The 23,896-nt window shown below is 35.3% G+C and carries 21 protein-coding genes; 16 read left to right on the forward strand and 5 right to left on the reverse strand.

The window, feature by feature from the left end:
* Window positions 1-87 precede the first annotated feature (87 nt).
* Window positions 88-2,739 carry a T9SS type A sorting domain-containing protein gene (locus ACN0QX_RS11690; protein ID WP_417197172.1) on the forward strand — a complete coding sequence of 884 codons (2,652 nt, stop codon included), beginning with the start codon at window positions 88-90 and terminating at the stop codon, window positions 2,737-2,739.
* A 270-nt stretch (window positions 2,740-3,009) separates the two neighbouring features.
* On the forward strand, window positions 3,010-5,778 hold the full coding sequence (locus ACN0QX_RS11695; RefSeq protein WP_417197174.1) for a T9SS type A sorting domain-containing protein: 2,769 nt from the start codon (window positions 3,010-3,012) through the stop codon (window positions 5,776-5,778).
* Between the two features lie 154 nt (window positions 5,779-5,932).
* Here the strand turns inward: ACN0QX_RS11695 and ACN0QX_RS11700 are convergent, their stop codons facing one another.
* The gene (locus ACN0QX_RS11700) at window positions 5,933-7,351 is read right to left on the reverse strand and encodes a S41 family peptidase (RefSeq protein ID WP_417197176.1); all 1,419 of its coding nucleotides are present in this window, start codon (window positions 7,349-7,351) and stop codon (window positions 5,933-5,935) included.
* A 145-nt stretch (window positions 7,352-7,496) separates the two neighbouring features.
* Between ACN0QX_RS11700 and ACN0QX_RS11705 the strand changes: the two genes are divergently transcribed.
* From ACN0QX_RS11705 to ACN0QX_RS11720, 4 genes are read left to right on the forward strand one after another with little or no spacing between them, the layout of a single operon-like run.
* Window positions 7,497-8,006 (forward strand): RNA polymerase sigma factor, encoded by a 510-nt coding sequence (locus ACN0QX_RS11705; protein ID WP_417197178.1) that lies wholly within the window; start codon window positions 7,497-7,499, stop codon window positions 8,004-8,006.
* Window positions 7,993-8,475 (forward strand): hypothetical protein, encoded by a 483-nt coding sequence (locus ACN0QX_RS11710; protein WP_376860663.1) that lies wholly within the window; start codon window positions 7,993-7,995, stop codon window positions 8,473-8,475. Before ACN0QX_RS11705 ends, ACN0QX_RS11710 begins: the two co-directional genes overlap by 14 nt.
* A 6-nt stretch (window positions 8,476-8,481) precedes the next feature.
* Window positions 8,482-9,117 (forward strand): DUF4252 domain-containing protein, encoded by a 636-nt coding sequence (locus ACN0QX_RS11715; protein WP_417197180.1) that lies wholly within the window; start codon window positions 8,482-8,484, stop codon window positions 9,115-9,117.
* A gap of 7 nt (window positions 9,118-9,124) precedes the next feature.
* Complete coding sequence (locus tag ACN0QX_RS11720) at window positions 9,125-9,670, forward strand: DUF4252 domain-containing protein (protein WP_248400403.1); 546 nt, start codon at window positions 9,125-9,127, stop codon at window positions 9,668-9,670.
* Between the two features lie 247 nt (window positions 9,671-9,917).
* On the opposite strand, the gene purB is transcribed toward ACN0QX_RS11720, so the two are convergent.
* Together purB and ACN0QX_RS11730 are read right to left on the reverse strand one after the other, a co-directional pair.
* A complete protein-coding gene (gene purB, locus ACN0QX_RS11725; RefSeq protein ID WP_417197182.1) occupies window positions 9,918-11,261 on the reverse strand; it encodes an adenylosuccinate lyase in 1,344 nt (447 codons plus the stop codon).
* Between the two features lie 120 nt (window positions 11,262-11,381).
* On the reverse strand, window positions 11,382-11,945 hold the full coding sequence (locus ACN0QX_RS11730) for an adenylosuccinate lyase (protein WP_417197184.1): 564 nt from the start codon (window positions 11,943-11,945) through the stop codon (window positions 11,382-11,384).
* A gap of 37 nt (window positions 11,946-11,982) precedes the next feature.
* Here ACN0QX_RS11730 and ACN0QX_RS11735 point away from each other — a divergent pair, with 37 nt between their 5' ends.
* The 7 genes from ACN0QX_RS11735 to ACN0QX_RS11765 all read left to right on the forward strand — a co-directional run bounded on the left by ACN0QX_RS11735 (window position 11,983) and on the right by ACN0QX_RS11765 (window position 18,551).
* Window positions 11,983-12,456, forward strand: a complete 474-nt coding sequence (locus ACN0QX_RS11735) for a heme-binding domain-containing protein (protein ID WP_417197186.1) — start codon at window positions 11,983-11,985, stop codon at window positions 12,454-12,456.
* Between the two features lie 15 nt (window positions 12,457-12,471).
* A complete protein-coding gene (locus ACN0QX_RS11740) occupies window positions 12,472-13,704 on the forward strand; it encodes a glycosyltransferase (RefSeq protein WP_417197188.1) in 1,233 nt (410 codons plus the stop codon).
* Window positions 13,705-13,770: 66 nt separating this feature from the next.
* Complete coding sequence (locus tag ACN0QX_RS11745) at window positions 13,771-15,408, forward strand: ABC-F family ATP-binding cassette domain-containing protein (RefSeq protein ID WP_417197190.1); 1,638 nt, start codon at window positions 13,771-13,773, stop codon at window positions 15,406-15,408.
* A gap of 121 nt (window positions 15,409-15,529) precedes the next feature.
* Window positions 15,530-17,095: a serine hydrolase gene (locus ACN0QX_RS11750; protein ID WP_417197192.1), complete on the forward strand. Its 1,566-nt coding sequence runs from the start codon at window positions 15,530-15,532 to the stop codon at window positions 17,093-17,095.
* A complete protein-coding gene (locus ACN0QX_RS11755) occupies window positions 17,095-17,820 on the forward strand; it encodes a DUF6090 family protein (RefSeq protein ID WP_417197194.1) in 726 nt (241 codons plus the stop codon). Before ACN0QX_RS11750 ends, ACN0QX_RS11755 begins: the two co-directional genes overlap by 1 nt.
* An 84-nt stretch (window positions 17,821-17,904) precedes the next feature.
* Window positions 17,905-18,351, forward strand: a complete 447-nt coding sequence (locus ACN0QX_RS11760; protein ID WP_417197196.1) for a hypothetical protein — start codon at window positions 17,905-17,907, stop codon at window positions 18,349-18,351.
* Window positions 18,351-18,551 (forward strand): helix-turn-helix transcriptional regulator, encoded by a 201-nt coding sequence (locus tag ACN0QX_RS11765; RefSeq protein ID WP_376860683.1) that lies wholly within the window; start codon window positions 18,351-18,353, stop codon window positions 18,549-18,551. The genes ACN0QX_RS11760 and ACN0QX_RS11765 overlap by 1 nt, the downstream gene beginning before the upstream one ends.
* Window positions 18,552-18,580: 29 nt before the next feature.
* On the opposite strand, the gene ACN0QX_RS11770 is transcribed toward ACN0QX_RS11765, so the two are convergent.
* Complete coding sequence (locus ACN0QX_RS11770) at window positions 18,581-19,276, reverse strand: SIR2 family NAD-dependent protein deacylase (RefSeq protein WP_417197198.1); 696 nt, start codon at window positions 19,274-19,276, stop codon at window positions 18,581-18,583.
* Window positions 19,277-19,363: 87 nt separating this feature from the next.
* Here ACN0QX_RS11770 and ACN0QX_RS11775 point away from each other — a divergent pair, with 87 nt between their 5' ends.
* The 3 genes from ACN0QX_RS11775 (at window position 19,364) to ACN0QX_RS11785 (ending at window position 22,757) form a co-directional block, all read left to right on the forward strand.
* On the forward strand, window positions 19,364-20,608 hold the full coding sequence (locus ACN0QX_RS11775) for a hypothetical protein (RefSeq protein WP_417197200.1): 1,245 nt from the start codon (window positions 19,364-19,366) through the stop codon (window positions 20,606-20,608).
* Between the two features lie 213 nt (window positions 20,609-20,821).
* Window positions 20,822-22,024: a CHRD domain-containing protein gene (locus ACN0QX_RS11780; protein ID WP_417197202.1), complete on the forward strand. Its 1,203-nt coding sequence runs from the start codon at window positions 20,822-20,824 to the stop codon at window positions 22,022-22,024.
* A 67-nt stretch (window positions 22,025-22,091) separates the two neighbouring features.
* Window positions 22,092-22,757, forward strand: a complete 666-nt coding sequence (locus ACN0QX_RS11785; RefSeq protein ID WP_248400385.1) for a TrmH family RNA methyltransferase — start codon at window positions 22,092-22,094, stop codon at window positions 22,755-22,757.
* A 279-nt stretch (window positions 22,758-23,036) separates the two neighbouring features.
* Here ACN0QX_RS11785 and ACN0QX_RS11790 read toward each other — a convergent pair whose 3' ends face one another.
* Entirely contained in the window at window positions 23,037-23,810 is a 774-nt protein-coding gene (locus ACN0QX_RS11790) for a carboxypeptidase-like regulatory domain-containing protein (RefSeq protein ID WP_376860693.1), read from the reverse strand.
* Window positions 23,811-23,896 lie beyond the last annotated feature (86 nt).

The following is a 23,896-nucleotide window of genomic DNA, read 5'->3' on the forward strand; positions in this document are numbered from 1 at the left end:
TTTTTATCGATAACAATCTCATCGATATGGTATAACCTTTTTAATTGTAATATATTGGAGCACTATTAATTTAAAACCAATTTAAAAATGAAAAAATTTACATTTTACTTATTTGCATTATGTTGTTTTGCTTTTTCGTGGCAGACATATGCGCAATCAATAATTAATATTACGACTTCTGGAGGAGATTACCCTGGAGAAAAGTGGGTGTCTATTACTGATGCACCAGATGGTGGAGGTACTCAATTTTGGGGTCAAGGTGATGGAACGCAATGTAATGGTTCTGGTTTGATCAATGAGAATATATCATTACCACCAGGGACTTATTATGTTAATTGTTACGATCAATATGATGATGGTTGGGATGGTACACTTATTACTATTACTTCCTATGGAAATGTAATAGGTGATAATGGAGGTGTATCGCCGGATGATGGTGAAGATACAGACGCATCTACTTCTTGTGAAGGAACTCCAGAAGAGCTTGAAGCATCATTTATGATCGTTGTTCCTGTTGCGCCTTGTGTAACAGCTGAAATAGCTTCTTCTACTGTCGTTGATGATTGTGCAGCTGGAACCTTTATGGTTAATATAGATTTTACTGCGGTAGGTGATGCTACAGGTGTTTCTGATGGAACAACTAATTATCCTATTACTGGAACTACAGCTATGGCTGGGCCATTTGCAAATGGCACAACACAAAACCTTTCTGTTGTTCATTCTGATAGCGCATGCGATTTTTCATTAGGTGATTTTATAACATCATGTACACTACCAGGTGAAGTTTGCGAGAATTCAATTATTATTGGAGCTTTACCTTATTCTACAACTGATAATACGTCTAATTATGGCGATGATTACGGTAGTGCAGATGAGCCTTGTTCTACTTCTGGTTATCTTACAGGTGATGATGTTGTTTATAGTTTTACTCCAGCAACAGATATGTCAGTAAATATGACCACTTCTGGGACAGGTTCATGGACTGGTTTATTTATATACGAACAATGTCCTTTTGTAACTTGTGTGGATTCTGATACGCAAAGTAGTGGAAACCCTAGTATCCCAGAAGTTAGTTTGATAGGAGGAACAACATACTATATTGTAATATCTACCTATCCATCACCGCAAAGTACAGCATATACGTTAGATATAACAGAAAACACCTGTACAGCATCTACCTCAACAGTTACTGTAGTAAACGACTGTGATGTAAGTGGTGGTTTTTATGTAGATGTTGAAGTAACAGATATGGGAAGTGCAACAGATTTAACGGTTTCAGACGATCAAGGAAACCCATCTCAAGCTTTAACGGCTGCTGGAACATTACAATTTGGTCCTTATGTAAATGGTGTTGATGTGGTTATTACACTTAACGATGATAATGATGATGATTCTTGTACAGTTGTTAAAGCAGCTGTTACACAGACTATTTGTCCGCCATCAAACGATGATTGTTCAAATGCAACAGTTTTAACTGTGGATCCAGATTATTCTTGTGCTAGTTCTGTTTCAGGAACAACTATAGGGGCAACACAAAGTTTAGCTGGTTGTGTTGGAACTGCCAACGATGATGTTTGGTATTCTTTTGTTGCAACAAGTACAGATCATAGAATTACAATTACTAATACTGGTGGTGCAACTGATATCGTTACTCAAGTTTTTGATGCATGTGGTGGTGCAAGTTTAGTATGTCAAGATACACCTAATTCACCAATTAACTTATCAGGTTTAACACCAGCAAACACGTATTTCTTTAGAATTTATACGTATAGTTCTTCTGCTTCAATTAGAACAAGTTTTGACGTATGTGTAGGTACAGCGCCAAGTTGTTTACAGCCATCGTCTGGTTCAGCTTCGGCAATAACAGAAAACTCTGCGGATTTAGGCTGGGTAGAAGCTGGAACTGCAACAACTTGGAATGTAGAATGGGGCGTTACAGATTTCACATTAGGAACAGGAACATTAATTTCAGGAACTACAACAAATCCACAACCATTATCTGGATTAACCGCATTAACAACATACGATTACTATGTGCAAGCTGATTGTGGTGGTGGTGATTTAAGTGCATGGTCTGGTCCATATACGTTTACAACTTCAGGTCCAATACCAACTAACATTTCATGTGCTACAGCAGAGGCTATTGCATGTGGAGATAGTATTACTGGAACGACGGAAGGTTCTACTGGAACACAAGAAGACTCTGGCTGTTCTATCGGTAATAATGGCGTTTGGTATACCTTTACTGGTGACGGTGGAGATTTAATAGTGACGGTAGATGCGGATTTTGATCACGAATTAGCAATAACAAGTGGTACTTGTGGTGCGCTAGTAAATATAGGTTGTGATGATCAAAGTACTGGTCAAGAATCATACACCATTGTTGATAGTGTTGATGGAGAAACATATTATGTGTATATCGCACATTATTCAAATGGTAGTACAACAACAGGTACTTACAAAATTATGTTAGAGTGTGAAACCATGACAACAGATGAATTTGATTCTCCAAATGCGTTTACGTATTATCCGAATCCAGTGTCAAATGTGTTAAATGTGAAAGCACAAAATAATATTAGTAACGTGGCTGTTTACAACATGTTAGGACAAGAAGTACTTCGTACGGCTCCTAATACAGTTGCAAGTGAGGTAGATATGTCTAACTTACAAACAGGTGCTTACTTTGTTAAAGTAACTATTGGTAATGCTACGAAAACAATTCGCGTTATTAAAAACTAATAAGCGGAGTAGTTATTAAATTATATTATATTGAAAAACCCAGACGAGAGTCTGGGTTTTTTTTATTTCGGTTGGAAGGGTATTAAGCTTTTCTATTAAATATTCTACTCGTTTTTTACACATAATATTGACGTTTTTACTAGCTTATCTTTTATAAACGGAGCTATTCCTGTCTTTGGTGTTAAATTATAAAACTGTTATGGATTTTTTAACATCTATAATAAATGTAGTATATTAAAAGTCTATTAATTTAACTAAACAAATTTTAAAATGAAAAAAACTACAATTCAAATTATTATGTTTTTAGCTTTTGCCTTTACGTGGCAGGCTAACGCGCAAACGGTCGTTATTGGCTCTGGAACAGATGTTACGGGCTCTACGGCTTCTGATCCAATCAATGGCTTTTATAATGCCATGCGGTACCAAGTAGTATATACGGCTGCAGAATTAAGTACCATGATGACACCTTTTGATGAAATTACAGCTTTAGGCTTTGATATAGTCGGGGATTATGCGGGTGGTGCCTTGTTAGGTTATACAATCAAAATTGGCCATACAGCAGCTACCAATTCAGCAGCACATAATACATCACCTACAGTAACGGTTTTTGGACCAACAGATTATGATCCTACCGTAACAGCATCTGGTGTTTATGATATGATAACCTTTACATCTAATTTTGTTTGGAACGGTGTTGATAATATAGTAATTGATATTTGTACGGATGGACAGAACCCATATACAGGACCTTATGGTCAAGTAGCTACAACTGCAAATACGACAAATGGCGCCCGATCAGTTAGAAGAGACGGAACAACAGCTTGTGGGTTACCTACTTCAGATGTAATAAACAACAGACCTAACATTCAGTTTAACTATATTGATGGAACACCTCCTACCTGCACCTTTGCAGTGGTTGATTCTTCTGCAGTGGTTCAAGACTGTGCTGCTTCTCAATATTCTGTAAATGTAGAGTTTACAACCGTTGGCGATGCTACGGGTGTTTCTGATGGAACCACAACATATCCAATTTCTGGAACAACTGCTACAGCTGGTCCTTTTGCAATTGGAACGACACAAACCTTAATGGTGGTTCATTCCGATAATGCATGCGATTTCACTTTAGGTAATTTTTCGTATGATGAATGTCCTAGTATTGTTACGTGCGGAACGCCATTAAACACAACATTTTGTTATGCAGCTAATGATAACACAGACTTCGTTTATGAAAGTAGTGATGGATCTAACTTAAAAGTTATTTTTAATGCTGGTTCTATTGAAAATTGTTGTGATGATTTAGTAATTATAGATAGTGATGGCGTAACGGAATTATATAGAGGTGCAAATGGCGGAAACTTAAGTGGTCTAGAATTTACTGCTTCCGGTTCTTCTATTACGGTAGCTGTAGATTCTGATGGCTCGGTTCAAAGTTGTGCTTCTAATCAAGACTGGGATTGGGATGTAATTTGTTTAAACTGTACGCCAGGAGCAGCTACAACTTCAGTCATTGAGGACTGTAGTACATCAACATATACCATTGAAGTGGTAGTAACTGATGCTGGAGATGCAACAAATATTACTGATGGTGTTTCTCCGCAAGCATTTACAGGAACAGTAACATTTGGTCCCTATGCATTTGGTGTTGATACAACATTAAATATAGAACATACAGACGCGGGATGCGATTATACATTAGGAACTTTTGGTTTAGATACATGCCCTCCAACTAATGATAACTGTGCCACTGCAGAAATTGCTCCTATTGGAATTGGTGCTTGTGGAACTACAGTAACAGGAAACAATACAGGTGCAACGGACTCTGGAGTTGCTCAAGCTGGTTGTGCAACTGCAGTTTATGCAGGTGGCGATATTTGGTACCAGTTTGATATGCCAGCAGGTGAAACAGAACTTGTGTATACTAGAAGTGCCTCTGCTTTTTCTACAACACAACTTGAACTATTTAGTGGTTCTTGTGGTTCCTTGGTAGAAGTTGGCTGTACTACAGCCGCAACAGCTAGCTTTACAGGTTTAACACCTTCTGCTACATATTATGTAAGAATTTACGATTGGAATAATGATAATTTTGGTGATGTAACATTTTGTTTAAACACACCACCAACGTGTCCAGAACCAACTGGTTTAAATGCAACCAACTTAACAGAGACTACGGCTGATTTACAATGGACTGAAAATGGAACAGCCACAACTTGGGATGTAGAATGGGGAGCAGAAAACTTTACGTTAGGAACTGGGACTATGATTACGGGAACTACAAACAACCCGGAATCACTTATAGGTTTATCTGCTTCTACAGCTTATGATTTCTATGTACGTGCAGATTGTGGAGCAGGCGATACTAGTATTTGGGTAGGACCTTACACATTTAATACGCCAGGTCCACCTCCAGCAAACGACGATTGTTCTGGTGCAATTGCAATTGCAATTGGAAGTACAACATCTGGTACAACTTTTAATGCAACAGGTGCATCGTCAACTTCTTGTAATGGAACAATAGGGAATGATGTATGGTACACGGTTGTTGGAGATGGCGGCGATTTAACTATAACGGTCGATTCTCCTAACGAAGATTCGCAAATTGGTGTTTATGCAAGTCCTGACTGTGCAGGAATAACTTTAGGTACGTGTGATTTTAGCATAGATCCATTTAATAATCCTGCTGTATTGACATTTACATCTGTAGCTGGGACTAACTATTATATTCAAGTAGGAGCTTGGATAAATTCAGGAGATCCGTCTACACATGATATTACCATTAATACAACATTATCTACGCAAGATTTTGATATGGATTCAGCGCTAATGTATTATCCAAACCCGGTTAACAATTTATTAATGTTAAAAGCTCAAAAAGCAATTCAACAGGTGGCTGTTTACAATATGTTGGGACAAGAAGTACTTCGTACGTCTCCTAATACTGTTGCAAGCGAGGTAGATATGTCTAACTTACAAACAGGAGCTTACTTTGTAAAAGTAACTATTGGTAAAACGACTGAAACTATTCGCGTTCTTAAAAACTAATATGCCTAAACTATAGTGTATAGAAAAACCCAGACGAAAGTCTGGGTTTTTTGTTTTATAAATTCAAATAGTCATGTAATAGTATAATTTTCTAACAACTAACAACTAACAACTAACAACTAACAACTAACAACTAACAACTAACAACTAACAACTAATCTACATACATACCAATAGACAGTGGTAAGACATCGGACTTATCTCCAACTAAATCCAAAGGTTCTACAAAAGGAATATAAATGCGGCTATCATCTAAAATAAGCTGTAGAGCTGTTGCTAAAAGCGGTTCAGTTTCAGAGCCCAGTGTTCCCATATTGCTGTAATTTTCGGACTGCGGTATTTCCGGAAATAAGCCTTGGCTATAATCCGTATTACCAACGGCATTCAAGGATTTTAATACTAGAGGTTGCATAGCATATAAATGTGATGGGTTTGCATTTGCTCTACGAAAATCGGGCGCATCATAAAGCGTTACGGATGCTTGAAATTTACCAGCAGTTTCGGTTCCTATTTGAACCACATCTATATAAGGATCTAAACTGTTTATAACTAACTCACTAGCAGATGCTGATCGTTTTGTGGTTAAAACATACACCTTGTTTAGATTTAAAATGTTTAAGGGAGCTCCAGCATCATTATCTGTAAAGTAATTCGTGGTTTGTGCTTCTGATAGTTGAGATTGAATATCAGAATTCCATTCTTCCGTACTAAACACATTGCCAGTTTGTCCAGCTATCATACTAGACAATAAAATAGCTGTATTAACAGAGCCTCCCGAATTATAACGTAAATCCAAAACTAAATTCTGAATATTATTTGCTTGAAACTGACCAAACACGGCATTTAATTGCGAATCAAAATCTCTAGTAAATCCATTATACATTAAATACCCTACGTTTTCTCCGGCAACTTCAAATATTTCTGTTTTAAAAATAGGGTTTTCAGTAAGGGAAGATTTTGAAAGTGTAATGCTTTGGCCATTTGGTGAAATATTGTCATCGCTCGTTTGAGAGGTTCCATTATCATTATAATCTGCTAAATTAATAGTGTAGGTAGTATTTCGTAATAAACTATTAAAATTAGAGGTAGTAAGTGGAATGCCATCAATAGCATAAAAAATAGTTCCTCTGGAGACGCCTTGATTGCTAGCGCTAGAATTTGGCAATACATATCCAACATATCCAAACACGTTTTCCGAACCGTCTGGATAACGCATAAGGCCGTAATCCATGCCGTTGTTTTGTGTTGTACCACTTAATAGTTGTTCCAATTGAATGTAATTAGACGTTATCCAACTAAACCTATCTACCGTTTGTGGTTGATAGCGTAAATATTCAAACAAGGCTTCTGGTGAAGGATAATTATTTAAAAATGCTTCATAGGAACCTGTATCAAACCGGTCGTTTGCTAAATCCGGCACATTATCCTTATAGAGATAATAGGTGTTTAAACCCCGCCAAACAAAATCATTTAAGTCACGGGTAGATGCTGGATTATCATCTATATCTTCAAAACAGCCCGTAAATAGGGTAGATGCGCAAATAACGAGTAAATAAATAGTTCGGTTTTTCATAGCTGATTTCATTTTAATTGTTCTTTTTGTCGAATTAAAAGTAGTTACTTTATAACATAATAAAAATTATTTGTAACAAATTAAGTTATCAATCGTCGTAATAGTAAGTAGGCAAAAACCAGCTATTATTGATTAACCACAAACTATGACACAGACAGAATTTTTGAATATTGTCATGCCATTTAAAGATAAAGTCTTTCGTTTAGCCAAACGATTGCTTGTGTCTCGGGAGGAAGCAGAAGATGCAACTCAAGAGATTATCTTAAAATTGTGGAAAAACCAAGAGAAAATGAGCGACTATAAAAACATAGAAGCCTTTTCAATGACCATGACAAAGAATTTTTGTTTAGATAAATTAAAATCTAAACAGGCACAGAATTTAAAAATTGTACATAGTAATTATGAAGATCATAATGTGTCCTTACAAAAGGAAGTTGAGGTCAATGATAGTTTGGATTGGGTAAGTAAGATTATGGCAGATTTGCCAGAACAGCAAAAAATGGTTGTTCAGCTTCGGGATATTGAGCAATACGATTATAATGAAATAGCCAAAATGCTAGATATGAATGAAACAGCCGTCCGAGTAGCCTTATCAAGAGCTCGAAAAACAATACGTGAAAAATTAACTAATACACATAATTATGGTATTAAATAATATAGAAAAATTACTTGAAAAATATGAAAATGCCGAAACCACGCTTCAGGAAGAAGCACAATTGAAGGCGTATTTTACACAAGATGATGTGGCACCGCATTTAGAGATGTACAAACCTATGTTTGCTTACTTTAAAGCAAATCAGGAAGAAGTCTCTATTAAAGAATTGCCTTTGAAATCGCGAACCATATTTAATTATAAATGGCTTACAGTTGCTGCCATTGCAGTACTTTCAATAAGCTTATATTTCAATAATCCGTTGCAAACACAAGAAGATTTAGGAACCTATGACGATCCTATGTTAGCTTATAATGAAGTGGTTAAATCACTCGAAATGATTTCAACACACATGAATAAAGGTTTTGAAAAAGTAAATTATTTAAATGCTGTTAATAATGGCATGTCTAAAGTCAATTACTTAAAAGAAATGGAGAATTCCACAAATAGAATATTTAAAAACAAACAATAAACTGAAATGAAAACAATAATTAATAACAACACCATTACTAACCGTGAAAAATTAAATAAATTAAAAACAAACCCTATGAAAAAGTACACCCTTATTTTCGTTTTGGCACTAATGATGATGCCATTCGCTTCTCAAGCACAAGATATTTTTGCTAAATACAGCGAGAATCCTGAAGTAACCTATGTGTCCATTAAACCTAAAATGTTTCAAATGTTAGCTAAAATGGATATTAATACGGATGATCCAGAATCACAAGAATATATCAATATGGTGAATAGTATTACCAGTTTTAAAGTCATTTCCACAGGAGATAAAGCTATTTCTGCCGATGTATCTAAATGGGTAAAATCTAGAAAAGGTGGTTTAGAGGAATTAATGGTCGTTAAAGATGATGGCATGAATATGACATTTTATGTTAAGGAAGGCCGCGATTCGGACCATGTAAGTGAATTCCTGATGTTTGTAGATGGTATTGGAGCTGTTACAAAAGATATGGATATTAATATGAATGGTAAAAAACGTGAATTTGAAACAGTGGTAGTTTCCTTAACAGGAGATATTAACTTAAATCAAATTTCTAAATTAACCCAGAAAATGAATATTCCAGGTGGTGAACATTTGGAAAAGAAAGATAAGAGATAATACCATCATGAAACAATCAATCAAATATACCCTGTTCAGTTTATTAGTGGCTATGTCACTAATAAGCTGTAATTCAGGCGAATCATTACAAACGTATTTTGTAGATAATCAGGAAAAAGCCGATTTTGTTACGGCCGATATTCCAACGTCTATTGTAGCATTAGATGAAGCGGCCTTAACGGATGAGCAAAAGGAGGCTTATAAATCTGTTCAGCGTTTAAACTTTTTAGGTTTTAAGGCAAGCGAAACCAATATGACCACTTATAACGCCGAATTAGCAAAAGTTAAAGCCATTTTAAGTAATGTAAAATATACAGAACTCATGGAGTTTAGAGATAGCGGTATGACCTTCGTTATTTCCTATTTGGGAGATGATGACAGTGCGGAAGAAGTTATTGTCTTTGGAAGCTCTAAAGAAATGGGCTTTGGTGTGGTTAGAATTTTAGGTGATAATATGCGTCCCGAACAAATTGGAGCATTGGCTAGTGCCGTTCAAAACACTAATTTTGAAGATTCTGAACAATTAAAAGATATTGTCAATTTCTTTAAATAATTTTCAGACAAATAATTATAAAAAAAGCGATCTGTTGTAGATCGCTTTTTTGCTTTAAGTGGTTTGGTCATCATTTTTCTTATGATGCTTTGAGACTGTTACAATAATATTGATTAAAATAGCCAAAAATAATGCCATGAAAATCCCACTTATCATATAGTTCTCCAATAAGCCGCAAATCCCAGCTACTGAAAAACTGACACCTACAATTCCGCAAAGGATTAGAGATTGTTTATCTGTTAACATTTTAAATTCCTGTATAGTTACTAGGTGTAATAGCTTTTAACTCCTTTTTAATCCCATCCGAAACCTCTAATGTATCAATGAAATTTGAAATGGATTGTTGATTAATTTTTTCATTGGTACGTGTTAATCCTTTTAAAGCTTCATACGGATTTGGATACGATTCGCGACGTAAAATGGTTTGAATAGCTTCTGCAACCACAGCCCAATTGTTTTCTAAATCTTCGGCAAACTTACTTTCGTTTAAAAGCAGTTTATTTAAACCTTTTAAAATAGACATAAACCCAATAATAGTATGTCCAAAAGGAACACCTACATTACGTAAAACCGTACTATCTGTTAAATCGCGTTGTAATCTGGAAATTGGCAATTTGGCTGATAAATGCTCGAAAATAGCATTGGCTATTCCTAAATTCCCTTCGCTATTTTCAAAATCAATAGGGTTTACTTTATGAGGCATGGCAGAACTTCCTACTTCGCCAGCTTTAATGCGCTGTTTAAAATAATCCATGGACACATAGGTCCAGATATCTCGATCTAAATCAATTAATATGGTATTAATACGTTTTAAAGTATCAAATAAAGCTGCCATATGATCGTAATGTTCAATTTGTGTGGTAGGAAACGAGTGGTGTAACCCTAATTTTTCCTGTACAAATTGACTGCCAAAAGCTTTCCAATCTATTTCTGGATAGGCAACATGATGTGCATTAAAGTTTCCAGTGGCACCACCAAATTTTGCCGCACTAGGAATATCGTTTAATAAATCAAATTGAGCTTCCAAACGTGTAACAAATACGTGAATTTCCTTTCCTAAACGTGTAGGAGAAGCAGGTTGTCCATGAGTTCTAGCCAACATAGGAACGGATTTCCAATCTTCCGCCAATGTTTTTAATTTGTTTAAAACTTCAAAATATTCAGGAACATATACATCATTCATAGCATCTTTAATACTCAAAGGAATAGATGTATTATTAATATCTTGAGACGTTAATCCGAAATGAATAAACTCTTTATATTCTGAAATTTGTAAGCTGTCAAATTTTTCTTTAATAAAGTATTCAACCGCTTTCACATCGTGATTGGTTACTTTTTCAATATCCTTAATGGCAGATGCATCAATAGCGGTGAAATTTTTATAAATAGCGCGTAAATCGTCAAATAGTGCCGTGTTAAAATCGGCTAATTGTGGCAGCGGCACTTCGCACAATGCAATAAAATATTCAATTTCTACTTGTACGCGGTATTTTATTAACGCTTCTTCAGAAAAATAAGGGGCTAATTTTTCAACTTTATTACGGTAACGACCATCAATAGGAGAAATGGCATTTAAGGAAGATATAGACATGATTGTTGTTGTGTTTTAAAAGCTGCAAAGATACGGAAATCCAAAAGAATAGACGGATTATGATATGTGTTTTTTAAGATGATCTTCTTTCCCAAGGTAATGAATGAATTATAAAACCAGCTACTTTTTAAGCTTCTTTAAAATGTGTTTTGCTTGTGCCTTAAAACCCGAGCTCTGCATTTGGAAATCCCGTTCTAATATTATTACGAGTTCCGGGTGAATCCAATCATAATCTGCTCCAAACAGGTATAAGGTGTTCATGGAATACGCTTTAGGCGCAATTTTCTCATCATGAATCATATAATCAAAACAAACGGCAATTATCCGTTCTTGGTAAATGGGATTTAAATGTAATTGGATCTTATTTAGTGTTTTAGCGTAATATGCTTTGGCTAAATACTCGCGAATTTTAGCAATGGGTCTTACTGCTGGGTCTAAATGAACTTTGTGTATGTTTGCTGTAAACGTGTCTAAATGAGGAATCAAGTATTCTAAATTTTCATGACACATAAACTCTAAAACCCAGGCGGCTCTGCAAGAAATTTTATCATCAGCACGAAATAGTACTGCTAGTAACTTCGGAATTAATTTTGGGTTGTTAATTACCAAATTGGCATAATGTAAGCGCTTTTCTCTCGAATGGTTCACATAATTTAATTCAGCGTATAGTTGGTCTGTAGTCACTAGTTTTTCCTATTTTTGATAGATAAAATTACACAAAATGAAAATAGTAAAGAAAATTCTGATTGTTTTGTTAGTTGTTTTTGCTATTGCACAATTTTTTGGACCAGAAAAAAACACCGGTGATATAGCAACTGTTCAACCATTTTTAACGGAAACCAATCCGCCAGAAGATGTAACTGCCATTTTAAAAGAAACCTGTTTTGACTGCCATAGTAACCACACACGATATCCTTGGTATAATACTATAACACCTATAAATTACTGGTTGGCCGAACATGTAAACGATGGAAAAAAACATTTTAATGTGTCGGTTTGGAATGATTATTCGGCAAAAAAGAAAGGTCATAAGTTAGAGGAGTTAATAGAAATGGTAGAAGAAAAGGAAATGCCATTGGACTCTTATTTGTGGACTCATCAGGAAGCCAATTTAACGGATGCGCAAATAGAAAGTGTTATTAATTGGGCTAAAAATATGCGTGTCATTTATAGTTTAGTGCCAAGACCCGAATAGGTTTTTATTTGTTATATGACTAAAAAACTACTTATAATTGGTTGTGTTTGGCCTGAACCAAAAAGTTCAGCTGCTGGAACCCGGATGATGCAACTTATATCGCTTTTTCAATCCGAAAACTATAAAATTACCTTTGCAACAACCACATCTAAAACAGATAATGCTTTCGCTTTATCCACACTTGGCATTCCGGAAGTTGCAATCCAATTAAACGATTCGAGTTTTGATAATTTTATAAAATCGGAAAATCCCGATGTGGTATTGTTCGATCGGTTTTTAACTGAAGAACAGTTTGGATGGCGTGTAGCTGAAAATTGCCCAAATGCTTTCCGATTATTAGACACCGAAGATTTACATGGCTTAAGAAAAGCACGCGAGTTAGCTTTAAAAGCAGGTGATACCAATTATAGAAAACACCTTGTAAATGACACCTCCAAACGGGAAATTGCCAGTATGTATAGATGCGATTTAAGCCTTATTATTTCCGAAGCGGAAATGGAATTACTTGAGAAATACTTCAAGGTAGATACAAATTTAATTCATTATTTACCGTTTTTATTAGAGACTATCTCTAAAGAAGCCTCTGAAATGTTGCCCGATTTTCATGCCAGAGCTAATTTCATAACCATTGGAAACTTCTTTCATAAACCCAATTACCAATCGGTTTTATATTTAAAAGAAGTGATTTGGCCAGGAATCCGTAAGCAATTACCACAAGCGGAACTGCATATTTTTGGCGCATATGCAAATCAGAAGGTCACACAATTACACAAAAAACAAGATGGTTTTTTAGTTAAAGGTTTTGCTAATCAGGTTTCAGAAGTCATGCAAGCGTCACGAGTTTGTTTGGCGCCATTGCAGTTTGGTGCCGGATTGAAAGGTAAATTAATTGATGCCATGAAAAACGGAACGCCAGCAATTATGAGTTCGATTGCTGCAGAAGGTATGTGCGGGACATTAGATTCCAATGGATTTATTGCTGATAATCCAATCGAATTTATCAACAAAGCCGTGGCACTTTATACCACGGAAACGACCTGGAAAACCAAACAACAAAACGGATTTCAAATTATAAATAACCGATTTGATAAAACCCAATTTCAATCTTCTTTTATAAAAACTATCAATAGTATAACAGCCAATTTGTTAAATCACAGAGAACATAATTTTACTGGGCAGATGCTGCAACATCAGTCACTTCAAAGCACCAAATTTATGAGTAAGTGGATAGAATTAAAAAATAAATAAGCACTTCAGAATATTCACTAATATTGATGCGCTTTTTCATAGCTTTGCGCCTTTAAATTTAAAGCCATGATTTCAGTAGATAATTTAGCAGTAGAGTTTAGCGGTCACACCTTATTTAGCGATGTGTCCTTTACCATAAATGAACATGATAAAATTGCCCTTATGGGTAAAAATGGTGCTGGAAAATCAACCATGATGAAAATTGTGGCAGGTGTTCAAAAAGGAACTCGTGGTAAAGTACGGTTTCCTAAAGATGCTGTTATTGCTTACTTACCACAGCATTTATTGACTGAAGATAATTGTACCGTTTTTGAGGAAGCCTCCAAAGCCTTCGCTCATGTTTTCCAAATGCGAGACGAAATGGATGCTTTGAATAAAGCCTTGGAAACCCGTACGGATTATGAGTCCGATGATTATATGAACATCATTACCCAGGTGTCCGATTTAGGGGAAAAATACTACGCTTTAGAAGATGTTAATTATGATGCGGAAGTGGAAAAAGCTTTGATAGGTTTAGGTTTTAAACGTTCAGATTTTACCAGGCAAACCAGTGAATTTAGTGGTGGTTATCGTATGCGAATTGAACTAGCCAAAATGCTACTTCAAAAGCCGGACTTAATTCTATTAGATGAGCCAACCAACCATATTGATATTGAATCTGTTATTTGGTTAGAAGATTTCTTGCTAAATAAAGCCAATGCGGTCATGGTTATTTCCCATGATAAGGCATTTATTGATAATATTACCAATCGTACGATTGAGGTGACTATGGGTCGTATTTACGATTATAAAGCCAACTATACACATTATTTACAACTGCGAGAAGATCGTCGTTTACATCAAATTAAAGCATATAAAGAACAACAGCGGTTTATTGCCGATAACATGGCATTTATTGAAAGATTTAAAGGCACGTTCTCTAAAACAAATCAGGTAAATTCTCGTGAGCGTATGTTAGAGAAACTGGAGATTATTGAAGTAGATGATATTGATACCTCCGCTTTAAAATTACGATTTCCGCCAGCACAACGATCTGGTGATTATCCTGTGACAGTCAAGGATTTATCGAAATCCTATGGAGATCATGTGGTATTTAAAAATGCCAACATGTCTATTTCTAGAGGTGAAAAAGTGTCCTTTGTTGGTAGAAATGGTGAAGGAAAATCAACCATGATAAAAGCCATTATGGGTGAAATTCCTGTAGATGGCACCTGCCAATTAGGTCATAATGTAAAAGTGGGATATTTTGCTCAAAACCAAGCATCCCTGTTAGATGAGAATTTATCTATTTTTCAAACCGTTGATGAAGTGGCGCAAGGCGATGTTCGCACCCAAATAAAAAATATTTTGGGCGGTTTCATGTTTAAAGGTGATGACATTGATAAAAAAGTGAGTGTGCTATCTGGAGGTGAAAAAACACGTTTAGCTATGGTGAAATTACTTTTAGAACCAGTTAACTTGCTCATTTTAGATGAGCCAACAAATCACTTGGATTTAAAAAGTAAAGACGTTTTAAAGGAGGCGCTTTTAGATTTTGATGGTACCCTTATTTTGGTGTCTCACGATCGTGATTTCCTTCAAGGTTTATCACAAAAAGTCTTCGAATTTAAAAACCAACGCGTCATTGAACATTTTGAAACGATTGATGATTTCTTAATCCGTAATCGTATGGAAAACTTAAAACAAATCGATTTAAAGAAATAATTTGTTCGTATTCATACTGGAAAAATTTGGATAAATTTTTCGTTTATCATCACTTCAAATAGGAATTTGAAAGCTAATTAATTATCTTTCAATCAGTTATTAATCCTATGTAATCCAGTTCATGAAAAACACATGCTTCAAAAAAATGGTTTTACTGCTCGTTTTAGCTGTATGCGCCATTCCCGTTCATTCTCAAGTTACATCCAAACAAATTGACTCTGTTGTTATTTATGCCATGTCTCAATTCAACGTTGCTGGTTGTGCCGTGGCTGTGGTAAAAGATGGAAAAATAATTCATGAAAGCGGTTACGGTGTCAAATCTATAGATACTAGAGAACCCGTTAATCCAAATACTAACTTTGCCATTGCCTCTAACAGTAAAGCCTTTACTACAGCAGCTTTAGCCATGTTGGTGGAAGATGGGAAACTGAACTGGGACGATAAAGTAAAAACCCATATTCCAGAATTCACCATGTATAATCAATATGTGGAGGAAAATTTTAACATTATCGATCTAGTAACACACCGAAGTGGTTTGGGTTTAGGTGTAGGCGATTTAATGTTTTTTCCGCAAGGTTCTAATTTCACTATAGATGATTTATTAGCCAGTTTTCAGCATTTTAAACCAGAATCGGCATTCCGCACCAAATGGGATTATGATAATCTATTGTATATCGTTGCTGGTGAGTTGATAGCTAGGAAAAGTGGTATGACTTGGGAAGCCTTTATAGATTCCCGGATTTTTAAACCATTAGCCATGGAGAATTCCTATGCTTCTTTATCCGAGATTTCAGATACAAGTAATTTATCCGCTTCACATTCCACGGAAACGGGAACCATGCGCATTATCACAACTTTTGAAAAGATGATAAATGGTGCAGCAGGCGGTATTTTCTCAAATGTCAATGATATGTCAGCTTGGATGCTCTTACAATTACATGAGGGAACGTATGGCGATGGATTGAAAAAGCAATTGTTTTCCAAAGACAATCATTACGAAATGTGGAAAATCCATACCGTTATGGATGCAAATAGCAATCCGCGATACAACAGTCATTTTGCCGGATACGGTTTAGGTTGGTTTCTTACTGACGTAAAAGGGAATATGCAGGTAGAGCATACAGGTGGTTTGCCTGGTATGTTGTCTAAAGTAGTAATGATTCCTGATTTGGATTTAGGAATTGTTGTGCTAACTAATACGAGTAATGATGGTGGTGGCTTATTTTCAGCCATTACCCAAACCATTATAGATATGTACTTGGACATGGATGATTTTCAGTGGATTGACAAATATGCAGCTTATATGAAATCCAATCAAAGTGGCGCAGATGCGGTTGTTGAAAAAGTGTGGGATTCTGTTGCTAAAAATGACCAATCTAAAATAAAAACCAAAAATTATATTGGTATGTATGAAGATGTTTGGTTTGGAAAAATGGAAGTGTTTGTGAAGGATAATCAGTTATGGCTTAAAAGCCATCGTTCGCCATTATTAAATGGGCCATTACAGTTTTATAAAGATGAAACCTTCGCCATTAAATGGGAATACCAAGATATGAATGCCGATGCCTTTGCCATGTTCACGCTAGACGAAAACGGAGTAGCAAATGGATTTACTATGAAAGGGATTTCGCCTAATATCGATTTTAGTTTTGATTTTCAAGATTTATATTTAAAACGGCTTGATTAATGGTTTCAGCTATACGAAAAATAAGAAAGCGACTGCTTGAACAAAACCGATTTAAACGTTATGTTTTCTATGCCATAGGTGAAATATTTCTGGTGGTTATTGGCATATTGTTAGCCTTACAAATCAATACATGGAGTAAAGAAAATCATAATCTTAAATTAGAAAAGGCGCTATTAGAAGATTTTAAATCAGATTTCATCATTCAGAAAGAATTGATTAACGAGCAGATAGATTATGAGATAGGTATAATGGCTAAAATAGATTCCGCACTTCAATTTATGAATCCTAATTATAACAAGGCAACTTTGCCGAGAAAACTTCATGAATTAACAGCGCGTCGCACATTTAAAGCCAATCGCGCTACATTTAATAATATGATAGCGAGTGGCAGTGTTAATTTAATTTCCAATGCGAGTGTACAAAATACGATTGTCCGTTATTTTCAACGTTTGGATTATGTGGAATCCGTAGTGAACAATAATAATTTGTACATGGTAGATTCTAATTTTGGAAAGTTTGCATCAAATAATGCCATGGGTTTTCAAATAGACAAATCTGGTAAATTGGTTGATACTATTAATTTCACCAACGAACAACGCTATTTACTGGATATGCAATTACGGTATAGAAATGGCGCGTCAAAAAGCATTAAGTTAGTAAGTGAGGTTCTTTTAGATTTAACTGAAGAACTTATAGTTATAATTGATTCAGAAATAAATAAATAACAAACATATTTTTAAATTTCAAAAATGTAAAGTATATTTGTCATATAGGAAAATCTATTTGTCTAAATACTAAACATACTTGTCATGAAATTAAAAGAAATTGAAACATGTGAACGCACCAAACTGGAGCTATTCTTAAATAAAGTAAGACTACCTCATTCATTTAAAAAGTTAGGCTTTATTATACTCATTTTGAGTTTTATTGGGGTTACAGGATTTAAATTTATAGATGACCTACCCACCTGGTCGATTCAAACTCTAAAACATGCCATGCTTTTGGGTTTACTTATAATGTCCTTATCTAAAGAAAAAATTGAAGATGAGCTGATTGAAACCTTAAGATCAAAATCCTATTCTTTAGCTTTTATTATTGGCGTAGGTTATACCATGTTACAGCCTTTGGCTAATTTTATTGTTGATTTCTTTTTAGAAGAACAACTTGTTGTAGGCACTACTAGTCATATTCAAGTACTGTTATTTATGTTGCTGATTCAAGTTGGTTTTTTTGAAGTTTTAAAACGCAACCGATAATGGAAAACACGATAAAAGTAGAGCGTGCCATTTTAAATCTAACCCAAGAAGATTTAGCACAAAAAATAGGTGTTTCACGTCAAACAATTAATTCCATTGAAGCTAATAGATATGTGCCGTCTACAGTTTTGGCATTAAAATTATCTGGCATTTTTAAGAAACCAGTGAATGCATTTTTTAAACTATCATCCAATGATTAAGTTTTGTGTGTTAATCTCTGTATTAAATATTAGTTTGATGCTAGTAATTTTTTAAATACTCGCATACCAACAGTAGCTGTTTCTTGAATTAGTGTAATGTCTTTTTGATTCACCACAGATGGCTTCGGGTCTATAAAATAAGTAGGCGTATTCTCTGGAACATGATGCATTAAACTAGCAGCAGGATATACTTGCATACTCGTGCCAATAATTAGTAATATATCTGCTGTTTCGCAAACGTCCATAGCTTTTTCTATCATAGGAACCGCTTCACCGAACCATACAATATGTGGTCGCATTTGGTAGCCATTTTGGCACATATCACCAAAATGGATGTCGGTTTTCCAGTCTACAATGGAATCGTCTTTAAAGGTGCTTCTAGCTTTTAATAGTTCGCCATGTAAATGAATCACGTTACTACTGCCAGCTCGTTCGTGTAAATCATCCACATTTTGTGTTATAATGGTAACCTTATAATCGGTTTCTAAATCCGCCAAATCCACATGTGCTTGATTCGGCTTGACTTCCAAAAGTTGTTTCCGCCGTTTGTTATAAAAATCTAAAACCAATTCCGGATTTACTCGAAAACCTTGTGGTGAAGCCACTTCCATAACATCATGACCTTCCCATAAACCGTCGGCATCACGAAATGTTTTAATCCCACTTTCGGCACTAATGCCTGCGCCTGTAAGGACAACAATATGTTTCGTTTTTTTAGATAGCATTAAGATTTGAATGGATTGAGCAAACTTGTGTAAGCCTATTGTTGTTAATTTGGTTTAAACAATTATAAATATAAAATAAAAAATATTATGAAAAAATTATTTATGTCAATGGTATTAATATTACCAATGTTAATTATGACTAACTGTAGTAGTGATGATGATGCTGGTGTATTCATTCCACCAGCTGAAACGTCAACTACATACCAATTAGGTTCTGTAGCTGACCCTTCCATATCTGGAACAGCAAAATTTATTAAAAATGCTGATAACTCAACTACTGTAGAGTTACAACTTACAGGAACACCTGCTGGAGGTATGCACCCGGCACATATTCATTTTAATACAGCGGCTGAAGGTGGCGATATAGCCATTACTTTAGGAACAGTTGATGGTGATACTGGGTTTAGTTCTGCTACATTTTCTGGTTTAGAAAATGGAACAGCTGTGACTTATGACGATTTACTGGATTTTGATGGGTATATTAATGTTCATTTAAGTGCGACCGAATTAGGAACTTTAGTGGCCCAAGGTGATATAGGTCAAAATGAATTAACTGGAGAAACAAAATCATACCTTTTAGGAGAATTTGAAGGAACAGGGATTAGTGGGTCAGCAACTTTTTCTGAACGTGTAAACGGCGAGGCGCTTGCTGTTATTGATTTAGACGGTACGCCTGCTGGTGGTATGCACCCAGCACATATTCACATGAATACTGCTGCAGAAACAGGAGTGGTAGCTTACACTTTTACTCCTGTAGATGGTGACACAGGAATGAGTGTTGGTAATTTAGCAGTGTTGGATTATGGAGATAATGACGAAACCAATGATGAGCCTATTACTTATGATATGCTTTTAGAATATGATGGCTATATCAACGTGCATTTAAGTGGGGCTGATTTAACTATCGTTTCTCAAGGCGATATTGGTCAAAATGAACTAACAGGAGAATCTATAACTTATAATTTAAATGAAGTAGATGTTCCAAGTATTAGTGGTACGGTAACTTTTTCAGAGCGTATAAATGGTGAGGCTTTAGCTGTAATATCATTAATGAATACACCTCTAGGAGGGATGCATCCAGCACATATTCACATGGGTAGTGTAGTAACAGCACCTGGCGATATAGCTTATACTTTCAATTCAATTGATGGCAATACGGGAATGAGTGTTAGCAATGTATCCGTATTGGATTTCGGTGATAATGATGAAAGTAATGATGAACCTATAACGTATAATATGCTTTTAGAATATGATGGCTATGTGAACGTTCATCTGAGTGATGTAGATTTGGGAACTTTGGTTGCTCAAGGAAATATTGGAAGTAACAATTAATAAAATAGTATTATAAATCTTTTGAAAGCCTAGCGGAAACGCTAGGTTTTTTTGTTAAAAGCTGATAATTCAATCTGTACTCAAGAGACTTTTCAATGATTAAAAGCAATACATCATTTTTTATAATAACTAACGTTACAAGATAATAGTCATCAACAAATTGGGATTTACAGTTTAAATTGTAAATTTAGGCAGTCTAAAGAAAAAGTAAAAATGAAAAATATTTTAGTAGTTATCATTAGCATATGTTCAACACTCACATTTACCAATTGTGCAAGTGATGATAATATTACCGAATTAGAATCTAAACTAATCTCAACCACATACACGTTAAATCCCGTTTCAGATCCAGCCGTAATTGGCGATGCCCGGATGATAAAAAACGAGGACGCTTCTATAACCATAGAAATTAAACTGTCTGGTACATTGCCAGGAGAAACATACCCAACAAACTTACGGGTTAATACGGCAGCCGAAGGCGGAACAGTAGCTATAAGTTTAGAAAGTTTGAACGGTACAACAGGAAGAAGTACAACTAGGTTTACAACTTTGGATGATGGAACAGAAATTACCTACGAAGATTTATTAGAGTTTGATGGGTTTATTGATGTTCTATTAAATAATAATTCACCAGCCATTGTTTTAGCCCAAGGTGATATTGGCCAGAATGAACTAACAGGTGTATCAAAAACCTATACATTAGGTACACGTGATATTCCTGAAATTAGCGGGAATGCCAAGTTTTCTGAACGAAAAAATGGGGAAGCGCTAGCACGTATTGAATTAACCAATGCCATTCCAGGAACCGAGCATCCTGCACATATTCATTTCAATACTGCGCTTGAAGGAGGCGCTATTGCTTTTACATTTAATAACATTAATGGTGATACAGGTTTAAGTAGAACCAATGTGTCTGCTTTGGATGATGGAACACCATTTTTATATGAAGACTTAATCGCGTTTGATGGGTATGTGAATGCACATTTAAGTGCAAGCGATGATACAGTTATTGCCCAAGGCGATATTGGCATAAACGGATTAACAGGTGAATCCGTAGTGTATGCTTTAAACGAAGTAGATGTACCAGAAGTTCAAGGAACAGCCACCTTTTACAAACGTGAAAGTGGCGAAGCATTAGCGGTTTTAGAAATTGAAAACACCATAGCTGGCGATGTACATCCAGCACATATTCATGCGAATGATATAAATACTACGGGTGCTGTTGTATTGACTTTTAATCCGGTTGATGGTGCTACAGGTAGAAGTGAAACTAATATTATTCAGTTAGATGATGCCACGCCCTTTGGATATGACGATGTACTTCAAATTAATGGCTATATTAACGTACATGAAAGTACAGTTAATTTAGGAACCATTATTGCGCAAGGCAATATTGGTGTGAATGTGGATAATTAATTAGTACCATTTTAAACTATAAAAACCTGATATAACGTCGGGTTTTTCTTTTTTTTTTATACCGAGCATGATTGATTTACAATTACTAAACCATTTAGAAGGCTTTTTAACCGAAAGCAGACGCGAGAAATTTAATCGTGTATTATCACAACGTACCAAACACTTTACGGTTGCTACAGAAGATGTGTACCAATTGCATAACACAAGTGCCGTAATTAGAAGTTGTGATGTGTTTGGTATACAAGAAGTTCACATTGTAGAAGAAGTAAATAGCAAGCGCATAGATAGGGAAATTGCCATGGGCGCGCAAAAATGGGTGGATTTAAAACGCCATCACCATGTAAAAGATGCCATTAAAGCCTTAAAACAAGAAGGTTATCAAATTATAGCAACCACACCACATACCAACGATTGTTTGTTGCATGAGTTTGATGTGGCTAAAAAATCCTGTTTCTTCTTCGGAAGGGAAACAGAAGGCTTATCGCAGGAGGTTTTAGATGCTGCAGATGGTTATTTAAAAATACCGATGGCGGGATTTACAGAGAGTTTGAATATTTCTGTATCGGCAGCCATTATTTTACAACATGTTACCACCAAATTAAAACAAACGGATATTCCTTGGCAGCTTACCGAAAATGAAAAGTTAGAAAAACGTCTAGATTGGATCAAGAAAACGATTAAAAGTTATGATGAAATCGTGGAGCGGTATTATGAGGAGAGTGGTTTAAGTTAAGAGTTTAAATAAATGTTTTTTGTATTATTCTTTTCGCTGAATTCAGCTTTTTTATAAAATTAATAATTAAAATAAAAAAAATAGAAATCCTATTTACAAAAGTAAGTCAAGTGCAAAAGGTTGGTTTAGGTTGAATTCTGAATAAAATTTCATAAAATACCAAATCGGAAACATGGCAGGTAGGAGTAGGGAAAAAAATAGTCCAAAATTCATGAAAATTGTGTGCTTTCATATGGTTATTATAATGCTATCAAATGCTGAACTATTCCTTATAAAACATTAACGCTTTTTCCGACTCCGACTCAACACCTTATATTCCTCATAGCATTCACTAATAGCATCCAGTATTTGAAGATCGTTAGCGCTATTTATAAAATCGGCCGAATAGTTACATTGACGCACTATTTCATCTAAATCTACACGGTCTACTTGTAGTAAAACCGTTAACATTTCCCGATCAAAACGCGAGGCTAGGAGGTTTCTAATTTCATCATCTTGCTTCATCTGTTTGAGTTTTTTCATCTCATTCGGATTTTTCCCAAACATTTTATAGAGGAAATCGGCAGGATTAAAAATAGCACCCAATGCTTTGGTTATGGCATTGCTACGGTTTCCAGCTTCATAGCCTGTGGATGGTAAACCAGAAATACTGTATCGGTAATTATTATTGATGGGTACATTCTGAATATCCACTTCTAAAATTCCTGTTAGGCGAAAATCATTAATAACGACTTCTTCTAAAGCCAATGCCAATTCGTTTAACTGAATAGTAGATGTTCCAAACTTAATCCAGTCATTAGTAACACGAACTTTTATAGATTTAAAACCTAAATAGGAGAGGTGCAGCGTATCATTTGCTTGGGCACGTAAGGTAAATTCTCCTTCGGCATTGGTTGTAGTACCAATTACCTGTGTTAAATTTACAATATTAACACTTTCCAAAGGTTCCCCTTGTGATGCGTTTATAATAACGCCCTTTACATAGGTTTGGTCCTGTGAGAAACCAATAGAAAAGGTAAACAATGCAATAAGTAGGAATAGGTAGTGCTTCATGCTGGCTAAATTAAACAATAAAAGTACTAAACAAAAAAATAGATTTCTCATTTAGTACTTTATTTGACTTATTATTAACAGTTGTG

It is taken from the genome of Bizionia sp. (assembly GCF_048259285.1).
Taxonomy (GTDB): domain Bacteria; phylum Bacteroidota; class Bacteroidia; order Flavobacteriales; family Flavobacteriaceae; genus Algorimicrobium; species Algorimicrobium hallyeonense.

What these genes read in the sequence shown, in the direction of transcription:
- ACN0QX_RS11695 (WP_417197174.1), top strand. Translation starts at nt 3,010, where the DNA reads ATGAAAAAAACTACAATTCAAATTATTATGTTTTTAGCTTTTGCCTTT.
- ACN0QX_RS11715 (WP_417197180.1), top strand. Translation starts at nt 8,482, where the DNA reads ATGAAAACAATAATTAATAACAACACCATTACTAACCGTGAAAAATTA.
- ACN0QX_RS11750 (WP_417197192.1), top strand. Translation starts at nt 15,530, where the DNA reads ATGAAAAACACATGCTTCAAAAAAATGGTTTTACTGCTCGTTTTAGCT.
- ACN0QX_RS11705 (WP_417197178.1), top strand. Translation starts at nt 7,497, where the DNA reads ATGACACAGACAGAATTTTTGAATATTGTCATGCCATTTAAAGATAAA.
- ACN0QX_RS11765 (WP_376860683.1), top strand. Translation starts at nt 18,351, where the DNA reads ATGGAAAACACGATAAAAGTAGAGCGTGCCATTTTAAATCTAACCCAA.
- ACN0QX_RS11735 (WP_417197186.1), top strand. Translation starts at nt 11,983, where the DNA reads ATGAAAATAGTAAAGAAAATTCTGATTGTTTTGTTAGTTGTTTTTGCT.
- ACN0QX_RS11690 (WP_417197172.1), top strand. Translation starts at nt 88, where the DNA reads ATGAAAAAATTTACATTTTACTTATTTGCATTATGTTGTTTTGCTTTT.
- ACN0QX_RS11710 (WP_376860663.1), top strand. Translation starts at nt 7,993, where the DNA reads ATGGTATTAAATAATATAGAAAAATTACTTGAAAAATATGAAAATGCC.
- ACN0QX_RS11790 (WP_376860693.1), bottom strand. Translation starts at nt 23,810, where the DNA reads ATGAAGCACTACCTATTCCTACTTATTGCATTGTTTACCTTTTCTATT.
- ACN0QX_RS11720 (WP_248400403.1), top strand. Translation starts at nt 9,125, where the DNA reads ATGAAACAATCAATCAAATATACCCTGTTCAGTTTATTAGTGGCTATG.
- ACN0QX_RS11775 (WP_417197200.1), top strand. Translation starts at nt 19,364, where the DNA reads ATGAAAAAATTATTTATGTCAATGGTATTAATATTACCAATGTTAATT.
- purB (WP_417197182.1), bottom strand. Translation starts at nt 11,261, where the DNA reads ATGTCTATATCTTCCTTAAATGCCATTTCTCCTATTGATGGTCGTTAC.
- ACN0QX_RS11770 (WP_417197198.1), bottom strand. Translation starts at nt 19,276, where the DNA reads ATGCTATCTAAAAAAACGAAACATATTGTTGTCCTTACAGGCGCAGGC.
- ACN0QX_RS11785 (WP_248400385.1), top strand. Translation starts at nt 22,092, where the DNA reads ATGATTGATTTACAATTACTAAACCATTTAGAAGGCTTTTTAACCGAA.
- ACN0QX_RS11740 (WP_417197188.1), top strand. Translation starts at nt 12,472, where the DNA reads ATGACTAAAAAACTACTTATAATTGGTTGTGTTTGGCCTGAACCAAAA.
- ACN0QX_RS11780 (WP_417197202.1), top strand. Translation starts at nt 20,822, where the DNA reads ATGAAAAATATTTTAGTAGTTATCATTAGCATATGTTCAACACTCACA.
- ACN0QX_RS11700 (WP_417197176.1), bottom strand. Translation starts at nt 7,351, where the DNA reads ATGAAAAACCGAACTATTTATTTACTCGTTATTTGCGCATCTACCCTA.
- ACN0QX_RS11745 (WP_417197190.1), top strand. Translation starts at nt 13,771, where the DNA reads ATGATTTCAGTAGATAATTTAGCAGTAGAGTTTAGCGGTCACACCTTA.
- ACN0QX_RS11760 (WP_417197196.1), top strand. Translation starts at nt 17,905, where the DNA reads ATGAAATTAAAAGAAATTGAAACATGTGAACGCACCAAACTGGAGCTA.
- ACN0QX_RS11755 (WP_417197194.1), top strand. Translation starts at nt 17,095, where the DNA reads ATGGTTTCAGCTATACGAAAAATAAGAAAGCGACTGCTTGAACAAAAC.